Below are 17,477 nucleotides of genomic sequence, written 5' to 3' on the forward strand. Positions count from 1 at the left end.
CCCGACAAGAAAGGCCGCTTCAGCCCCCATTCTCTGCGGGATAATCCCGGTTAATCCACGCGTGGTCCTCTTCCCACGTGAACATCCATTTGCGCACCGGCCCGGCCATCACGTTGAGGTAGTAGCTGTCATACCCCGCCATGGTTGCCACCGGGTGGTAGCCCTTCGGCACCATCACCACGTCACGGTTGTAGACCGCCATGCATTCATCCAGCGTTCTGTCGTCAGTGTAGACCCGCTGCATGCAGAACCCCTGCTCCGGGTTGAGGCGATGGTAATAGGTCTCCTCCAGATACGTCTCCTGGGGCGGATTATCCGTGTCGTGCTTATGGCTCGGGTACGAGCTGGTGCAGCCTTCGTTGGTCCAGACCTCCACCACCAGCAGGCTGTCAGCCGGTTTGTCTTCCGGCAGAATGTTGTGCACATAGCGCTGGTTATGGCCTTTGCCGCGCGCTTCAGCGTCGATATCCTGCGGTGCAATCAGCCGCGTCGGCCAGCTACCTTTACCCGGAGCGGCACAAACCGCCAGTTCCAGCTTCGTGAGCGCCTTCACCTGCACCGTCTCCTGCGGGGTAACGTACACCGCCCACGGCTTGATGCGCTCGAACGGGCTCATCCGCTCGCCAATATCGTTAAACTGCTCGGAAGGCGTGCTGATGGAGGCACGCCCGGCCACCAGCACCAGACAGCGCTCTTCGCTGACGGCGGGCAGCGTCAACTGCTGCCCCTCCTGCAACTCATAGGCCTCAAAGCCAACATATCCCCACCCGGCGCGTTCCGGCGTGACGGACTGGGTCCGCCCTTCATCGTTCGGCTGTTGCCAGCGTGATAGCAGACGTGACATATCACCTCCTCAGATAAGCCCGGCGTCGCGCGCCAGACGGCTCAGGTTGTTATACCCCAGACGGGCATAGGTCAGCGGATGGGCAATCGCCGGATCCTGCTCCGCCTCCACCACCAGCCAGCCGTGATAATCCTGCGCTTTCAGCAGTTGCATGATCGGCGGATAATCCACGCAACCGTCGCCCGGCACGGTAAATACGCCGCTCAGCACCGCATCGAGGAAGCTGGTTTTGCGGTTTTTGACATCCGCCAGCACGTCGGCACGCACATCTTTGCAGTGAACGTGGTTGATGCGCGACGCCCAGCGCTGCGCCACCGCCAGCGGATCGGCCCCGGCAAAAGTCAGGTGACCGGTGTCCAGCAGCAACCCGACCTCTTCGCCAGTATGGGTCATCAGGTTGTCCACGTCGTCGGCGGACTCAATCACCGTCCCCATATGGTGGTGATAGGCAATCTGCACCCCCTGCTGCTGAGTGTAGCGGGCAAATTCCGTGAGCTTCTCGCCATACTCCTTCCAGCGTGCCTGCGGGAAGCGCGGGCGCAGATGCACCGGCGTCTGCTGCTCGCCGTGAATGCAGCCGCTCACCTCCGCAAATACCAGCACCTTTGCCCCCAGCTCACGCAGCAACGTCAGGTGGGACTGCACGGCGGCAATCTCCTCTTCCACGCTGCGCTCCAGCAGTCGGCCGGAGTACCAGCCAGAGACCAGCTGCAGATCGTGGCGCTGCAAAATAGGGCCAAGCAGGCGCGCTTCACGCGGGAATTTGTTGCCCAGTTCGAAACCGGCAAAACCGGCCTCTTTCCCCTCGCTCAGACAGGTCTCCAGCGGCGTTTCGGCACCAAGGGAAGGCAGATCGTCGTTAGTCCACGTCAGGGGGTTAATGCCTAATTGCACACTCATTGTCGTCTCCATTATGCGTGTCCGCGCTCGCGCCACCAGGCGATAAGCTGCAGGTAATTGTCCCGGATGCGCGCCACCAGCTGCGCATCGTCAATATCGTGTTTCAGCCATGCGCGGGAAGCTTCGCCAAACAGCGTGCGCCCCACGGCAAATCCTTTCACCAGTTCGTGCCCTGCCGCGGCGTTAAACCCGGCACGCAGCTGCTCGGCAGGCGCATCCAGCCCGAGGATCACCACCCCACGACAGTGCGGATCCCGGCGCTGGATAATCTCGCTCAGTGCCGTCCAGCCATCGGACGTCAGCGGCGGCAATTTCCACCAGTCCGGGTAAATACCCAGGTTGTAGAAGCGGGAGATGGCACGCAGATAAAGTTCATCGCTGCGCGGCATGCTGGCGGGCAATATCACCTCCAGCAGCAGCTCATGCCCGGACTGGCAGCAGGCGTGGTAGACCTCGGCAATTTTCTGCTCCTGCTCCAGGCGCAGGCCGTGGGCATCTTCCGGGTGGAAAAAGACCAGGCACTTCACCACATGCTCCTGCGGCCAGCTGATAAGCTGTGTGCCGATGTTGCCGTGCTCCATCTCCAGCGGACGGGAGCCCGGCAGCTCAATGGGTCGCCCGATCCACCACCCTTCACCGGTAATGGCGTTGAGCGCGTCCTGACCAAACGTACCGTCGCACAGCAGGCCCGCTTTGCCTGCCAGCCCGGCACGGCTCGCCGCCTCGCGGCTGGCCTGCAGGATCAGCTGCTTGAGCGCCGGAATACGTTTGAGCGACGCCCCGCACTGCAGCGCCATATCTTCAAGCTGGCTGCGGTGATCGAACGCCATTACGCACAATTCCGGCCATTCGCGGCGACGGGTGGTGACCCGGTGCAGATGGTTCAGACGCGGGTCGAGATCCGGGCGTGGAACGAGCGCGGCGCGCGCGAGATAGTCATCCAGCTCAATTTTGCTCGGCATCGCCGGGGCGCAGCCGTGGCGCGAGACCACCAGCGCGCCGCAGGCGTTGGCATAGCGGCACGCCTGCTCCCAGCCCTCGTCGTTCAGGTAGCCGCGCAGCAGGCCAGACATAAAGGCATCGCCCGCGCCGAGGACGTTCAGCACCTCCACGCGCACGCCGGTCACCGTCAGGCCGTCATCCAGACGGGCCGGAATGGCACCGGTATAGACCGAACAGCCAAGCGCGCCGCGTTTGCAGACCAGCGTGGCCTGGCTCACGGCACGCACTTGCGCCAGCGCCAGCAGGGTGTCCGTGCTGCCGCCCGCAATGTGAAACTCCTCCTCGGTGCCGACAATAACGTCGAAGAGGTGCAGCACTTCCTGAAGTTCACGGGTGACCTGATCGGCCGCGATAAAGCGCGTTTCGCCGTCGCCTAAGGAGGTCAGCCCCCACAGCACCGGGCGGTAATCAATGTCCAGCACCGTGCGCACGCCGTGACGACAGGCATAGCCCAGCGCCGTCAGCACCGCCTCGCGGGTCTGCGGATGAGAAAGGTGAGTCCCGGTGATGGCAAGACACCGTGCGGAAGCGATGTAGTTTTCGTCCACATCGCTGGCCGTAATGGCCATATCCGCGCAGTTATCGCGATAAAAAATCAGAGGAAAGGTGTCCCGGTCTTTAATGCCGAGTAGCACCAGCGCCGTGAGGCGTGTTTTATCGGTGATCAGATGGCTGGTATCACAGCCCACCTGATTTAGCTCTTCGCGCAGGAATCGGCCCATATGCTCGTCGCCCACGCGCGCCAGCATCGACGAACGCAACCCCTGCCGCGCCGTGCCGTACGCCACGTTGCCGGACGAGCCGCCGAGATATTTGGCAAAGCTCGACACATCCTCCAGCCGCGCACCAATCTGCTGACTGTAGAGGTCTACCGCCACGCGGCCCATGCATATCACATCAAACTGCTTTTCCACGTTGATACCTCTTCAGACAATGTCATTCACGTTCAGCCAGCGGCCTTGCTGGTGTGAGAGTGCGATGGCGTCCAGCACGCGCGAGACCTTCCACCCCTCTTCAAAGTCCGGCCACATCGGTGCGTCGGCGGCAATGCCATCCACCAGGTCACGCACTTCCACCGTTTTTTGATCGTTAAAGCCAATACCGTGGCCTGCACCCATACAGAACGCGCCGTAGTCCGGGTGTGCCGGGCCAACCAGCAGCGTGCGGAATCCCTGACGGTTGACCGGATCGTCATGCAGATAGAGCTTCAGCTCGGCCATGCGCTCCTGAGTGAAGCTGATGGCGCCTTTCGTTCCGGTTACCACATACGACAACCCCATCTTGCGGCCGCAGGCGACGCGGGAGGTTTCAATCACACCCTGCGCCCCGCCCGCGAAACGTACCATCGCGTGGGCCTGATCCTCGTTTTCGACGGCAATCATCTCCGACGACCCGGCCTTCGCCGGACGTTCCGGGACCACAATCTTCAGGTCGCCGCAAACCTGCTCAATCTCCCCCACCAGGTACTGCGCCATATTGACGATATGCGCCGCCAGATCGCCCAGCGCCCCCAGCCCGGCAGTCTCTTTGAAGCAGTGCCAGTGAATGGGCGAAAGCGGGTCGGCCATGTAGTCTTCGTTGTGGGTGCCGTAGAAGTGGATCACCTCGCCTATTTCGCCGCGGGCGATAATCTCTTTCGCCAGCTGCGCCGTCGGGTTTTTCATGTAGTTGAAGCCCACCAGGGTTTTCACCCCTGCCCGCTTAGCGGCCTCGACCATCTCACGCGCGTCGTGGGCGTTCAGCGCCAGCGGTTTTTCCGAGTAAACGTGCTTGCCGTGGCGGATCGCCTCCAGCGCCATCTCTTTATGCAGATGGTTGGGCGAGCAAATATCCACTACATCAATGGCCGGGTCGGCCACCAGCGCCCGCCAGTCTCCCGTTGAACGGTTAAAGCCAAACGCCTGCGCGCGCTCTGCCGCCAGCGTCGGGTTTACCTCGGCCACCATCTCACGCACCAGCTTGCCGCGCAGGTTGAACACCGTCGGGGCCTGGGCATAGGCGATGGCATGCGCCTTGCCGATATACCCGGTGCCAATTAATCCAATACGAACCTCTTTCATCGTGATCCTCACAGTGCGCCGCGACGGCTCTTGGCGTAGGTGTCGAACGCCACCGCCAGAACGATAATTAACCCGGTGATAATCTGCTGGTAGTAAGCCGAGACGTTCATCAGCACCAGGCCGTTAATCAGAATGCCCATAATGATGGAGCCGATAATGGTGCCGCCGATGCGTCCGTAGCCGCCCATCAGCGAGGTGCCACCAATCACCACCGAGGCAATGACGCGCAATTCAAAGGAGATCCCGGCCACCGCCTCGGCGCTCCCCAGACGCGCGCTGAGAATAAAGCCCGCCAGCCCCGCCAGACAGCCAATCAGCACATAGACGCTGACCAGTACGCGCTTCACGTTCACACCCGCCAGACGAGCCGCCTCCGGGTTGCCACCGATGGCGTAAACGAAGCGCCCCCAGCGGGTTTTGTGCAGCGCCAGATAACCGCCAACGGCGACGATGGCGAAGATCCAGATCGGAATGGAGATACCGAGCAGCTCGCCCCGTCCCCACCAACGGTAGCCCTGATCGAAACCGGCGATTGGCGCGCCGTCGTTAATCACCAGGGTCAGGCCGCGCCAGATGGTCATCCCCCCGAGGGTGACGATGAACGGCGGCAGGCGCAGGCGGGTGACGCCCAGACCGTGCAGAAAACCAATCGCCGTGCCCATCGCCAGACAAATCCCCAGCCCTATCAGCCAGCTCATGCCGCCCCAGGCGTTCGGGTCGACGGTGGTAAAGTTGTCGCCTTTAATCACGTACGCCGCGGTCATGGCGCACACCGCCAGAATGGAGCCGACGGAGAGGTCGATCCCGGCGGTCAGGATGACGAAGGTCATCCCCACGGCCATGATCCCGTAGATGGAGACTTCGGTCAGGATGTTGAAAATGTTGCGTTCCGAGAAAAAATTGCTGTTCTGCGACTGGAAGAAGATCAGCAGCAGGATCATGAAAATCAGCACCCCAAAGCGCTCGAAGAAGGCGATGGGATCGATGCGTCCGGCGCGTTTGACCGGGGCCTGCGTTTTAGAAATCATCTGCGTCATGAGAAACTCCGTTATGCCGCGTTCAGGGCGTTGTGGTTGATGGCCATCATCGTCATCAGCCGCTCTTCGTTGGCATCATCGCCGTGGATCTCGCCGGTAACCCGGCCTTCGCTCAGGGTGATGATCCGGTCGGACACCGCCATCACTTCAGGCAGATCGGAGGAGATCACAATCACCGCCACGCCCTTTTTCGCCATGTCAAACAGCACCTGGTGCACTTCTGATTTGGTCCCCACGTCGATGCCACGCGTTGGCTCATCGACGATCAGCACCCGCGGGTTGAGCGCCATGCAGCGCGCGAGGATCACTTTTTGCTGGTTACCGCCGGAGAGCTTGCGCACCTCCTGCGCACTGTTGACCATCTTGATCTGCAGCGCCTGGCGGTAGGACTCAATCAGATCGTCCTCTTTGCGGGTATTGACGAACCAGCGCCAGTGCAGCAGTGACGAAAGGCAGGAGAGCGACAGGTTGTCGCGAATCGACAGCCCCAGCACCGCCCCCTCTTTTTTGCGATCTTCCGGCACCAGCGCCACGCCCTGATCGAGGGCATACAGCGGGTCGCGCGGCTGGTACGGCACGCCGTCAAGCTCAAAGCTGCCAGAGGTAAACGCGTCTGCGCCAAACAGGCAGCGGGCCACTTCGGTGCGTCCGGCCCCCACCAGTCCGGCGATACCCAGCACCTCACCCGCGTGGACATGAAAGCTGATGTCATGCAGGGCAATACCGTGCGGATCCAGCGGCGGCTTTTCGCGGCTCAGCCCCTTCACGGCCAGACGGATGGGTTTATCCTCATGGTGGGTTTCGCTGGCGGGACGGCGGTTAAACGCCACGTCTCGCCCGACCATCAGGCGGATCAGCTGCTCTACGTTCGTTTCTGCCACCGCGCCAGTGCCGGTGAAACGGCCATCCTGGAAAACGGTGAAACGGTCGCAAAGCTGGAAAACTTCATGCAGGCGGTGCGTCACATAGATAATGCTCACCCCGCGGTTTTTAAGCTCCCGCACCACACGGTGCAGGCTTTCTACTTCGCTGTCGCTCAGCGCGGCGGAAGGTTCATCCATGATGATCAGCCTGGCGTTGAGGGTCAGTGCTCTCGCGATCTCGACCATCTGCTGCTGGGCCACGCTCAGGCGGGCAACGGGTGTGGTCGGCGCGACGTTCAGCTGCAGATAATCAAGAATGACCTGCGCCTCCTGGTTTACCGCTTTTTCATCGACGATCAGGTTCCGCTTGCGCGGCTCGCGCCCAAGGAACATGTTTTCCGCGACGGTCATGTTGGGCAGCAGGTTAAATTCCTGATAGATGGTGATAATGCCCTTGTTCTGTCGTTCCACCGGGGAGTCATCTACCGGCAGCGTTTCGCCGTTGAACCAGATCTCCCCGCGCGTTTGCGGCTGCGCGCCCGCAAGCGCCTTCAGCAGCGTGGATTTTCCCGCCCCGTTTTCCCCCAGCAGGGCGTGGATTTCTCCCGGCCCGACGGTCAACTGGGCATTACTCAGCGCCCAGACGCCGGAAAAGCTTTTCGCCAGCTCGGTCACTTTCAGTAAGGGTTGCGACATCAGTCTGCTCCTCCTCATGATGAGCCGCCAAAGGCGGCTCGGGACATATTAGTTACCGGCCTCACCGATACGCTCAGCCTGCTGCAGGTTCTCTTTGGTGATAAGCGTTGGCGGGTAGTCCGCGCCGGTGATGGCTTTCTTCTCACGCACGTTGGCCACCAGCTGGCTCATTGCCGTTTGCACCGCAAAGCCCGGGCGCTGATCCGCAGTCACCGCCAGCCAGCCGTCACGCACGCGAGCCAGCGCTTCAGGAACCGCATCAAAGCCAGTCACCAGTATTTCACCGGGCTTCACGCCCTGGCTCTGCAGGGCTTCAATCGCCCCCAGCGCCATATCATCGTTGGCAGAGAGGATCACCTGCGGGCGTTTCGGCAGTGACGGCAGAACGCTTTCTACAATGCGCATCCCTTCAGAACGCATCCAGTTGCCGGTCTGATCGGCGACGATCTTGTATTTATCGCCACCCGCTTTCAGGCTGTCGCGGATCCCTTTGGTGCGTTCGATGTTGGAAGAGGAGCCCGGCTGACCGGTGAGCAGAATGATCTCTGCCCCGTCGGGGAATTTGCTTTTCACGAAGTCGCCAATCGCCTGGCCGCCTTTGTAGTTATTGGCACCAAAGTGCGGCACTTTCTTCTGACTGTCGACGGAGCGGTCAAGGGTGACCACCGGCAGCTTCGCATCCTGAATTTCATCCACCGCGCTGGAGACCGCGTTCACGTCGTTCGGGGAGACGATGAACCCCTGCGCTCCGCGGGTGATGGCGTTTTCCAGGTCAGCCACCTGTTTTGGTGAACTGCCCTGCCCGTCCAGCACCTGCAACTTGACGCCCATCTCTTTTGCGGCTTTCACCGCCGTGCGCTGCATGTGAACTTCAAACGGCATCGCCAGGTTTGGCGTACTGAAAACAATTTGCTCGTTTTCGGCGAGGGCGGCCCCGGACGTCATGGCGATGAGGGCGGCTAAGATCAGCTTTTTCATTATTATGTCTCTCTGTGTAGGGTGGTTGTGTTTAGAGGACGATCTCGCGCTGGCTACGCAGCGACTCCAGCGCTTTATCCGCGAGGTACAGCGCACGTTCACCATCATCGCCGCTGCAGTCAGGCACCGCTTCGCCGCGCAATACCGCAACAAAGTGTTCCCATTCCGCGGCGTAAGCGGATTTGTAGCGCTGCAGGAAGAAGTGTTCCGGCAGCGCGCTGGTGCAGCCCTGTTTGCCGTAGTGCTGCACCTGATTTTCAAGAATATTGCCCGCGCAGAGCAGCCCTTCAGAACCGTGTAGCTCCAGGCGCTGGTCGTAGCCGTAAGAGGAGCGGCGGCTGTTGACGATGGTCGCCATTGCGCCGGAGGCATATTTCAGAACGATAAATGCGGTGTCGATGTCCCCCGCCTCGCCAATCGCCGGATCCACCAGGTTACTGCCCTGGGCATACACTGACACCGGCTCTTCACCCATGATGAAGCGCGCCATATCAAAGTCGTGAATGGTCATATCGCGGAACATGCCGCCAGAGACGCGGACATACTCCGCCGGTGGTGGAGACGGATCGCGGGAGATGATCAGCAGCGATTCCGGTTTGCCGATACGCCCGGCCTGGGCGTCGGTTTTCACACGGCGGAACTGCGGGTCAAAGCGACGGTTAAAGCCGATAAACAGCGGCACGTCGTACTCTTTGACTACTTTCAGGCAGTCACGCACGCGGGCGAGGTCGAGGTGTACCGGTTTTTCACAGAAGATGGCTTTGCCATGACGGGCGGCCATTTCAATCAGGTCCGCATGGGTATCGGTCGCCGAGGCGATCAGCACGGCATGAACGTCAGGGTCGGTCATCGCCTCAATCAGGCTCTGCTGGCGGGCCTGATACTGCGTGGCGAGACGGGTGGCAAATTCCTGATTCGGGTCAACCACGGACCAGAGTGTGGTCGCGCTGTGGCTGGCGATGTTAGCTGCATGTACCTGGCCAATTCGGCCAGCGCCCAGTAAAGCAATGTTAAACATAACGGCTCCCGGTGTTAGTGAATGCTGTGAACTAACGACCCTTTAAATAAAACATTTATTTCATTTTTATAAATAGTGAAAATTATGTTTTTGAGTGTGGGTTAACACTTTTGAGATGAATGAGATAAATTTTGTTATCAATCTCACAACATGGGAGGGAGGACATCTTCCCCTCACCCCGGCCCTCTCCCTCAGGGAGAGGGAGGGAAAACCGCACCGAACTATCCCCTCTCCCAGTGGGAGAGGGTTAGGGTGAGGGGAAAAAGAAAAATGAAATGAAAATTTCGTTAAGGCGGGAAATCTTAATACTGACGAGCTTTTTTCACCTGCGCCTGCGTCTGCGCCGCGGCTTCGCGCACGGCAGTAGACGCTGCTACCTGCGCATCGCCGGTTCGCCACCAGGAGGCGTAATCGTGGGTCATGGTCTTCGGCAGCACTTTGATGTCCAGCAGCGTCGGGCCTGGATGGGCGCGGGACGCCTCCAGCGCCGCCAGCAGGCTTTGCTCATCATGTACCCGCCACGCGCGACAGCCGTAGCTTTCCGCGTTTTGCGCGAAATCGACCTTCACCAGCGGCCCGTCAAGCTGCCCGGTCTGCGGGTTACGGTGGCGATTTTCCGTGCCAAAGCTTCCCATTCCATGTCCCATCTGCAGGTTATTAATGCAGCCAAAGCTGGCGTTATCAAACAGCAGAACGGTGATTTTAATGCCCTCCTGCACCGCGGTTTGCAACTCGGAGTGCAACATCATGTAAGAGCCATCCCCCACCATGGCGTAAACCGGTTGCCCGGGTCGGGCAAGCTTCGCGCCAAGCGCCGCCGCAATCTCGTAACCCATGCAGGAGTAACCGTACTCCAGATGATAGGTATCAGGCATTTTGACCTGCCAGAGGCGCTGTAAATCTCCCGGCAGCGAACCGGCTGCGCCAACCACGATGGCGTTATCTTCAACATGCTGATTAATCAGCCCCAGTACCCGCGTCTGGGTCAGGCAGGTGTTGAGCGTCTCGCCATATTCCGTCAGCTGGGCATCAAGATGGCCCGCCACTTCCGGTGCCTCGTCCGGGCGCCACTGGCGATCCCAGAGACGGCGGCACTCGTCATGCCAGGCGGCTTTCGCCTGCGCAATCTCCTCTCCCCAGCCGCTGCGATACTCCCTGAGCGAGTGGGTTAAGGCCTGCAGTCCGGTCCGGGCATCGGCAATCAGCGCGGTGGCGTCAAGCTTCAGGGCGTCAAACTCGGCCACGTTGAGCAGCAGAAACTCGACGTCCGGGTGGGAAAAGAGCGCCTTGGAGCCGGTGGTAAAATCGGTAAGACGTGTCCCCACGCCAATCACTAAGTCGGCCTGCGGCGCAAGCTGGTTGGCGGCCATTCCGCCCGTCACGCCCACCCCGCCCATATTAAGTGGGTGGTCACTTACCAGCGCCCCTTTTCCGGCCTGGGTTTCGGCAAACGGCAGATGCAGCGTCTCGACAAATTCGCGCAACGCCTCATGCGCGCCGGAGTAGCGTACGCCGCCGCCGCACACCACCAGCGGACGGCGTTTGCGCGCAATCAACGCCTGCGCCTGCGCCAGACGCTGCGGATCTGGCGGTCGACGCTCGATGTGATGCACGCGACGCGCGAAGAAGCTCGGCGGGTAATCCCAGGCTTCGCCCTGCACGTCCTGCGGCAGGCAAAGGGTTACCGCACCGGTATCTGCGGGGTCAGTGAGCGTTCGCATCGCGTTTAACATGGCGCTCATTAACTGCTCCGGGCGATTGATGCGGTCCCAGTAGCGGGAGACCGGGCGGAAGCAGTCGTTGGTGCTGATGCTGAGATCGTGATACTGCTCGATCTGCTGCAACACCGGGTCCGGCTGGCGGCTGGCGTAGATATCCCCCGGCAGCAGCAGCAGCGGAATACGGTTCGCCGTGGCGGTTGCCGCCGCGGTGATCATATTGGCGGCTCCCGGCCCGACGGAAGAAGTCACGGCGAAAATGCGCTGACGGCGATGCTGTTTGGCGAATCCCGTCGCCATGTGGGCGATGCCCTGCTCATTACAGCCCTGCATTACCTGCAGATGGCCCGGATCCTGTTCCAGCGCCTGGCCGATGCCCAGCACGTTGCCATGACCAAAAATGGTCGCCACGCCCTCCACGAAGGGTGTTTCAATGCCATCAATGCTGACGTACTGTTGATTAAGGAACCGGACCAGCGCCTGGGCCATGGTCATACGTTCGGTTTGCATAAAACCTCCTGTCAGCCCAGCGTCGGCATGGAGAACGCAGCGCCTGTCTCCTGCTGCATTTCCGGCCAGCGTGCGGTGACGGTTTTCATTCGGGTGTAGAAACGCACGCCGTCGTTACCGTGAACGTTGAGTGCGCCAAAAATCGAGCGCTTCCAGCCGCCGAAACTGTGGAACGCCATCGGCACCGGGATCGGCACGTTAACCCCTACCATGCCCGCCTGCACCTCTTCGCAGAAGCGGCGCGCGCAGCCGCCGTCGCGGGTGAAAATGGCTGAACCATTACCATATTCATGGCGGTTAATCAGATCCACCGCGCTGGCGTAATCTGCTACGCGTACCACAGAAAGCACCGGGCCGAAAATCTCTTCCTTATAGATCGTCATCTCCGGGGTGACGTTATCGAACAGCGTCGGCCCGACAAAATAGCCCTTCTCGTGACCCTGCACGCTAAAGCTGCGGCCGTCCACGCGCAGATTCGCCCCCTGCGCTTCCCCGCTGTCGATGTAGCCCAGCACCTTGCTGCGGTGCGCGGAGGAGATAAGCGGCCCCATTTCGTTTTCTGGCGTCTGGTCCAGCCCTGGCCCAACGCGCAGCGCGGCAATCTGTTTTTCCAGACGGGCGCAGAGGTCATCGGCGGTTTTATCGCCCACCGCCAGTACCACTGAAAGCGCCATACAGCGTTCCCCCGCCGCGCCGTAGGCCGCGCCCATAATGGCGTTGGTTGCCATCTCCATGTCGGCATCCGGCATTAAAATGCAGTGGTTTTTCGCCCCACCCAGCGCCTGACAGCGTTTGCCGTGGGCGGACGCGGTCTGGTAGATGTATTCCGCAATCGGCGTAGAGCCAACAAAGCTCACGGCCTGCACGCGCGGGTCGGTCAGGAGCACATCAACGGATTCTTTATCCCCCTGCACCACGTTAAACACGCCGTCCGGCAGGCCGGCCTCTTTCAGCAGTTTTGCCAGCGCGAGCGCCAGAGAGGGATCTTTTTCTGATGGTTTCAGCACGAAGGTATTGCCGGTCGCCAGCGCAATCGGGAACATCCACATCGGCACCATCGCCGGGAAGTTAAACGGCGTGATCCCGGCGCAGACGCCGAGCGGCTGCATCAGCGAGTGGCTGTCCACACCGGTGCCCACGTTGGCAGAGTGTTCACCCTTTTGCAGATGCGGAATGCCACAGGCGAACTCCACCACTTCCAGGCCACGGGTCAGCTCGCCTACCGCGTCGGAGAAGACCTTACCGTGCTCTTCGCTGATAAGACGGGCCAGACGTTCCATATTCTCTTCCAGCAGCGCTTTGAAGCGGAACATCACACGCGCGCGCTTAAGCGGAGAATGACGCGCCCACGCCGGAAACGCCTGCTGCGCGGCGGCAATCGCCTGCTCCGTTTCCTGTGCCGTACTCATCACCACCTGACGGATCTGCTCGCCGGTGGCCGGGTTGAAGATCGCCTGAACGCGCTGGCCTGAACCGGTGACACATTCGCCGTGAATAAAATTCGCTACCGTCTCCATCCTTAACCTCTCGCTGTTGATACGTGACTGTTACCTGAACACTGTGTACTGAACACTATATATGAAACAAATATTCCATTTTAAGTTGAAATAAAATAAATGATGATTATTGTGATCAAGGATGGATTTTTATGTTAACAGCCAACAACACTGACGCAGCGTGCGCTATTAAGGATTTTCAGGCGATGAAATGAGTGAAGTTTCTGTTTCATTTTTGCTGCCAGATGGATGGCCAACATTTAAAAGACGCGGTTTTGCGTTTAGAATCATAAGACTGTATTTGGGGGATAACATGACGACAGCAACCAGCCTGAACGAACTGCAGCAGCAAATCCGCGATCGCTACGATAGCCTGAGCAAGAGGCTGCAGCAGGTCTCCCGCTATGTACTGGATAATACGAACAGTGTGGCGTTTGATACGGTTGCGGTCATTGCCGAGCGTGCCGATGTGCCGCCCTCGACGCTAATCCGTTTTGCCAATGCCTTTGACTTTACCGGCTTCAACGAGATGAAACAGCTGTTTCGTATGAACCTGGTGGAGGAGACCGCCAGCTACAGCGATCGCGCGCGGCTGTTCCGCGAAATGGAGAGCGAAGCCGTGCCGGAAACGCCGCTCGATATCCTGCAGGAGTTTGCCCGCTCGAACGCGCAGGCGCTGCAGCAGCTGGCCGCCCGCGCCGAACCGGAGATGCTGGAGCGCGCCGTACAGCTTCTGGCCGACGCGGACACCATCTACATCGCCGGACTGCGCCGCTCCTTTAGCGTCGCTGCTTATCTCACCTATGCTTTAAGCCACCTGGAGTGCCGCCCGATTCTGCTCGACGGCATGGGCGGCATGCTGCGTGAGCAGATCAGCCGCATTAAGGCGCGCGACATTGTGGTGTCGATCAGCTTCTCGCCGTACGCGGAAGAGACGGTGATGGTCAGCGAAACCGCCGCCAGCGTCGGCGCGCGGCAGATTGTGATTACGGACAGCCAGATTAGCCCGCTGGCGACATTTAGCGATCTCTGCTTTGTGGTGAAAGAGGCGCAGGTGGATGCGTTTCGATCTCAGTCGGCAACGCTGTGCCTGGTGCAGTCGCTGGTGGTGGCGCTGGCGTATAGGTTGGGTGAAGGGAAGTAAGGAAATAAAAAACCCCCTGCGCAGGCAGAGGGTTTTGGTGTTAACTCAGAGGGGGATTATTCCCACTCAATCGTAGCCGGTGGCTTACCGCTGATGTCATACACCACGCGGGAAATACCGTTCACTTCGTTGATGATGCGGTTAGACACACGGCCTAAGAAGTCATACGGCAGGTGCGCCCAGTGCGCGGTCATGAAGTCGATGGTTTCCACCGCACGCAGGGAAACAACCCAGTCGTACTTACGGCCATCGCCCATAACGCCGACGGAGCGAACTGGCAGGAACACGGTGAACGCCTGGCTCACTTTGTTATACAGGTCAGCTTTGTGCAGCTCTTCGATGAAGATCGCGTCCGCGCGACGCAGCAGGTCGCAGTACTCTTTCTTCACTTCGCCCAGCACACGCACGCCCAGACCCGGACCCGGGAACGGGTGACGGTAGAGCATGTCGTACGGCAGACCCAATTCCAGACCGATCTTACGCACTTCGTCTTTGAACAGCTCACGCAGAGGTTCAACCAGACCCATCTTCATCTCTTTCGGCAGGCCGCCCACGTTGTGGTGAGATTTGATGACGTGTGCTTTACCGGTTGCGGATGCCGCAGACTCGATCACGTCAGGGTAGATTGTGCCCTGTGCCAGCCACTTCACGTCTTCCAGCTTCAGCGCTTCTTCGTCGAACACTTCCACGAAGACGCGGCCGATGATCTTACGTTTGGCTTCCGGATCGTTGACACCGGCCAGCGCGTCCAGGAAGCGCTGTTCGCCTTCCACGTGAACGATGTTCAGACCGAAGTGGTCACCAAACATGTCCATGACCTGCTGGGCTTCATTCAGACGCAGCAGACCGTTGTCCACGAATACGCAGGTCAGGTTTTTACCGATAGCGCGGTGCAGCAGCATCGCGGTTACGGAGGAGTCAACGCCACCGGACAGGCCGAGAATGACTTTGTCATCGCCAACCTGCTGACGGATGCGCTCAACGGCGTCGTCGATGATTTTAGCCGGGGTCCACAGCGCTTCACACTGGCAGATATCGCGCACGAAGCGCTCCAGCATGCGCATACCCTGACGGGTGTGAGTCACTTCCGGGTGGAACTGCACGCCGTAGAAGCGTTTCTCTTCGTTCGCCATAATCGCGAACGGGCAGCTTTCGGTGCTGGCAACGGTCACGAAGTCGGACGGGATAGCGGTCACTTTATCGCCGTGGCTCATCCACACGTCCAGCAGCGGTTTGCCGTCTGCGGTCAGGGAGTCTTCGATACCGCGCACCAGCGCGCTGTCGTTCACCACTTCAACCTGTGCATAGCCAAACTCACGCTCGTTAGAGCCTTCTACGTGGCCGCCCAGCTGCATTGCCATGGTCTGCATACCGTAGCAGACGCCGAATACCGGCACGCCCGCTTCGAACACATACTGCGGCGCACGCGGGCTGTTCTCTTCGGTGGTGCTTTCCGGGCCGCCGGACAGGATAATGCCGCTTGGATTGAATTCGCGAATCTGTGCTTCCGTGACATCCCACGCCCACAGTTCACAGTAAACGCCCAGTTCACGCACGCGACGCGCCACCAGCTGAGTGTACTGAGAACCAAAGTCCAGGATGAGAATGCGATGTTTATGAATGTTTTCCGTCATTGACGCTAATTCCGAGGCAAGTGAAACAAAAACAGAGCGCCCGGCATGAGCCGGGCGCGGAAACTTATCAGGAGCCCAGACGGTAGTTCGGGGACTCTTTGGTGATCGTCACGTCGTGAACGTGGCTCTCCTGGATACCCGCACCGCTGATGCGTACGAATTCCGCTTTAGTACGCAGCAGGTCAATGGTACCACAGCCGGTCAGACCCATACAGGAGCGCAGGCCGCCCATCTGCTGGTGAATGATCTCTTTCAGACGGCCTTTGTAGGCAACGCGGCCTTCGATACCTTCCGGCACCAGTTTGTCAGCAGCGTTATCGGTCTGGAAGTAACGGTCAGAAGAACCTTTAGACATCGCGCCCAGAGAGCCCATACCACGGTAAGATTTGTAAGAACGGCCCTGGTAGAGTTCGATTTCACCCGGGGATTCTTCAGTCCCTGCCAGCATGGAGCCAACCATCACCGCGGAAGCACCTGCGGCGATCGCTTTAGCGATGTCGCCAGAGAAGCGGATGCCGCCGTCTGCGATGACCGGAATACCGGTGCCTTCCAGCGCTTCAACCGCGTCAGAAACCGCAGTGATCTGTGGAACACCTACACCGGTCACGATACGGGTTGTACAGATGGAGCCAGGGCCGATACCCACTTTCACCGCGCTGCAACCTGCGTCAGCCAGCGCGCGAGCACCTGCGCCCGTCGCCACGTTACCGCCGATGATCTGCAGATCAGGATATTTCGCACGGGTGTCGCGAATACGTTGCAGAACGCCTTCGGAGTGGCCGTGGGAGGAGTCAATCAGCAACACGTCAACGCCTGCGGCAACCAGCGCATCAACACGCTCTTCGTTACCGGCACCTGCGCCAACCGCAGCGCCAACGCGCAGACGGCCATGCTCGTCTTTACAGGCGTTAGGTTTACGTTCTGCTTTCTGGAAGTCTTTAACGGTGATCATACCGCGCAGGTGGAAGTTCGCATCCACAACCAGCGCTTTCTCAACGCGTTTTTCGTGCATTTTTGCGAAGACGACATCACGCGCTTCACCTTCACGCACGGTCACCAGACGCTCTTTTGGTGTCATATATACGCTAACCGGCTGGTTCAGGTCGGTCACGAAACGCACGTCACGGCCGGTGATGATACCCACCAACTCGTTCTCTTCGGTCACCACCGGGTAACCGGCAAAGCCGTTACGTTCGGTCAGGGCTTTCACTTCGTGCAGGGTGGTGGTTGGCAGAACGGTCTGTGGATCGGATACGATGCCGGATTCATGCTTCTTCACGCGGCGAACTTCTTCCGCCTGACGCTCGATAGACATGTTTTTGTGAATAAAGCCAATGCCACCTTCCTGTGCCAGGGCAATAGCCAGGCGCGCTTCAGTCACGGTGTCCATTGCCGCAGAGAGCATAGGAATGTTCAGGCGAATGGTTTTCGTCAACTGCGTGCTGAGATCGGCAGTATTCGGCAGAACGGTGGAGTGAGCGGGAACGAGGAGGACGTCGTCAAACGTCAGTGCTTCTTTAGCGATACGTAGCATGGGCAATATCTCTGACCTGGGTGGTTAAATATTGCCGTGGCAT

At 59.6% G+C, this 17,477-nt stretch carries 13 protein-coding genes; 1 reads left to right on the forward strand and 12 read right to left on the reverse strand.

What is annotated here, in order from left to right:
* Positions 1-19: 19 nt before the first annotated feature.
* The 10 genes from iolB to ACQG22_RS17185 all read right to left on the reverse strand — a co-directional run bounded on the left by iolB (position 20) and on the right by ACQG22_RS17185 (position 13,143).
* Positions 20-844, reverse strand: coding sequence for a 5-deoxy-glucuronate isomerase (iolB, locus tag ACQG22_RS17140; protein WP_284953326.1), 825 nt, complete (start codon positions 842-844; stop codon positions 20-22).
* Between the two features lie 9 nt (positions 845-853).
* On the reverse strand, positions 854-1,744 hold the full coding sequence (gene iolE, locus ACQG22_RS17145) for a myo-inosose-2 dehydratase (protein WP_047360346.1): 891 nt from the start codon (positions 1,742-1,744) through the stop codon (positions 854-856).
* Between the two features lie 11 nt (positions 1,745-1,755).
* On the reverse strand, positions 1,756-3,660 hold the full coding sequence (locus ACQG22_RS17150) for a bifunctional 5-dehydro-2-deoxygluconokinase/5-dehydro-2-deoxyphosphogluconate aldolase (protein ID WP_284953323.1): 1,905 nt from the start codon (positions 3,658-3,660) through the stop codon (positions 1,756-1,758).
* 12 nt (positions 3,661-3,672) lie between these two features.
* Entirely contained in the window at positions 3,673-4,806 is a 1,134-nt protein-coding gene (locus ACQG22_RS17155; RefSeq protein ID WP_114519222.1) for a Gfo/Idh/MocA family protein, read from the reverse strand.
* Between the two features lie 8 nt (positions 4,807-4,814).
* A complete protein-coding gene (locus ACQG22_RS17160; protein ID WP_013098254.1) occupies positions 4,815-5,843 on the reverse strand; it encodes an ABC transporter permease in 1,029 nt (342 codons plus the stop codon).
* An 11-nt stretch (positions 5,844-5,854) separates the two neighbouring features.
* On the reverse strand, positions 5,855-7,402 hold the full coding sequence (locus tag ACQG22_RS17165; RefSeq protein ID WP_029882255.1) for a sugar ABC transporter ATP-binding protein: 1,548 nt from the start codon (positions 7,400-7,402) through the stop codon (positions 5,855-5,857).
* Positions 7,403-7,450: 48 nt separating this feature from the next.
* Positions 7,451-8,380, reverse strand: coding sequence for a sugar ABC transporter substrate-binding protein (locus ACQG22_RS17170; RefSeq protein ID WP_013098256.1), 930 nt, complete (start codon positions 8,378-8,380; stop codon positions 7,451-7,453).
* A gap of 31 nt (positions 8,381-8,411) precedes the next feature.
* Positions 8,412-9,398, reverse strand: coding sequence for an inositol 2-dehydrogenase (iolG, locus tag ACQG22_RS17175; protein ID WP_013098257.1), 987 nt, complete (start codon positions 9,396-9,398; stop codon positions 8,412-8,414).
* Between the two features lie 302 nt (positions 9,399-9,700).
* Entirely contained in the window at positions 9,701-11,626 is a 1,926-nt protein-coding gene (iolD, locus tag ACQG22_RS17180) for a 3D-(3,5/4)-trihydroxycyclohexane-1,2-dione acylhydrolase (decyclizing) (RefSeq protein WP_130626379.1), read from the reverse strand.
* Between the two features lie 11 nt (positions 11,627-11,637).
* Positions 11,638-13,143, reverse strand: coding sequence for a CoA-acylating methylmalonate-semialdehyde dehydrogenase (locus ACQG22_RS17185; RefSeq protein WP_045293461.1), 1,506 nt, complete (start codon positions 13,141-13,143; stop codon positions 11,638-11,640).
* A 292-nt stretch (positions 13,144-13,435) separates the two neighbouring features.
* Between ACQG22_RS17185 and ACQG22_RS17190 the strand changes: the two genes are divergently transcribed.
* Positions 13,436-14,266, forward strand: coding sequence for a MurR/RpiR family transcriptional regulator (locus ACQG22_RS17190; protein ID WP_008502123.1), 831 nt, complete (start codon positions 13,436-13,438; stop codon positions 14,264-14,266).
* A 56-nt stretch (positions 14,267-14,322) separates the two neighbouring features.
* Here ACQG22_RS17190 and guaA read toward each other — a convergent pair whose 3' ends face one another.
* Both guaA and guaB read right to left on the reverse strand, forming a co-directional pair.
* A complete protein-coding gene (gene guaA, locus ACQG22_RS17195; protein ID WP_013098264.1) occupies positions 14,323-15,900 on the reverse strand; it encodes a glutamine-hydrolyzing GMP synthase in 1,578 nt (525 codons plus the stop codon).
* A 67-nt stretch (positions 15,901-15,967) separates the two neighbouring features.
* The gene (gene guaB, locus ACQG22_RS17200) at positions 15,968-17,434 is read right to left on the reverse strand and encodes an IMP dehydrogenase (protein ID WP_013098265.1); all 1,467 of its coding nucleotides are present in this window, start codon (positions 17,432-17,434) and stop codon (positions 15,968-15,970) included.
* Positions 17,435-17,477: the final 43 nt, after the last annotated feature.

The organism is Enterobacter cloacae complex sp. 309I3, from assembly GCF_050031595.1.
In the GTDB taxonomy this organism is placed as follows: domain Bacteria; phylum Pseudomonadota; class Gammaproteobacteria; order Enterobacterales; family Enterobacteriaceae; genus Enterobacter; species Enterobacter cloacae.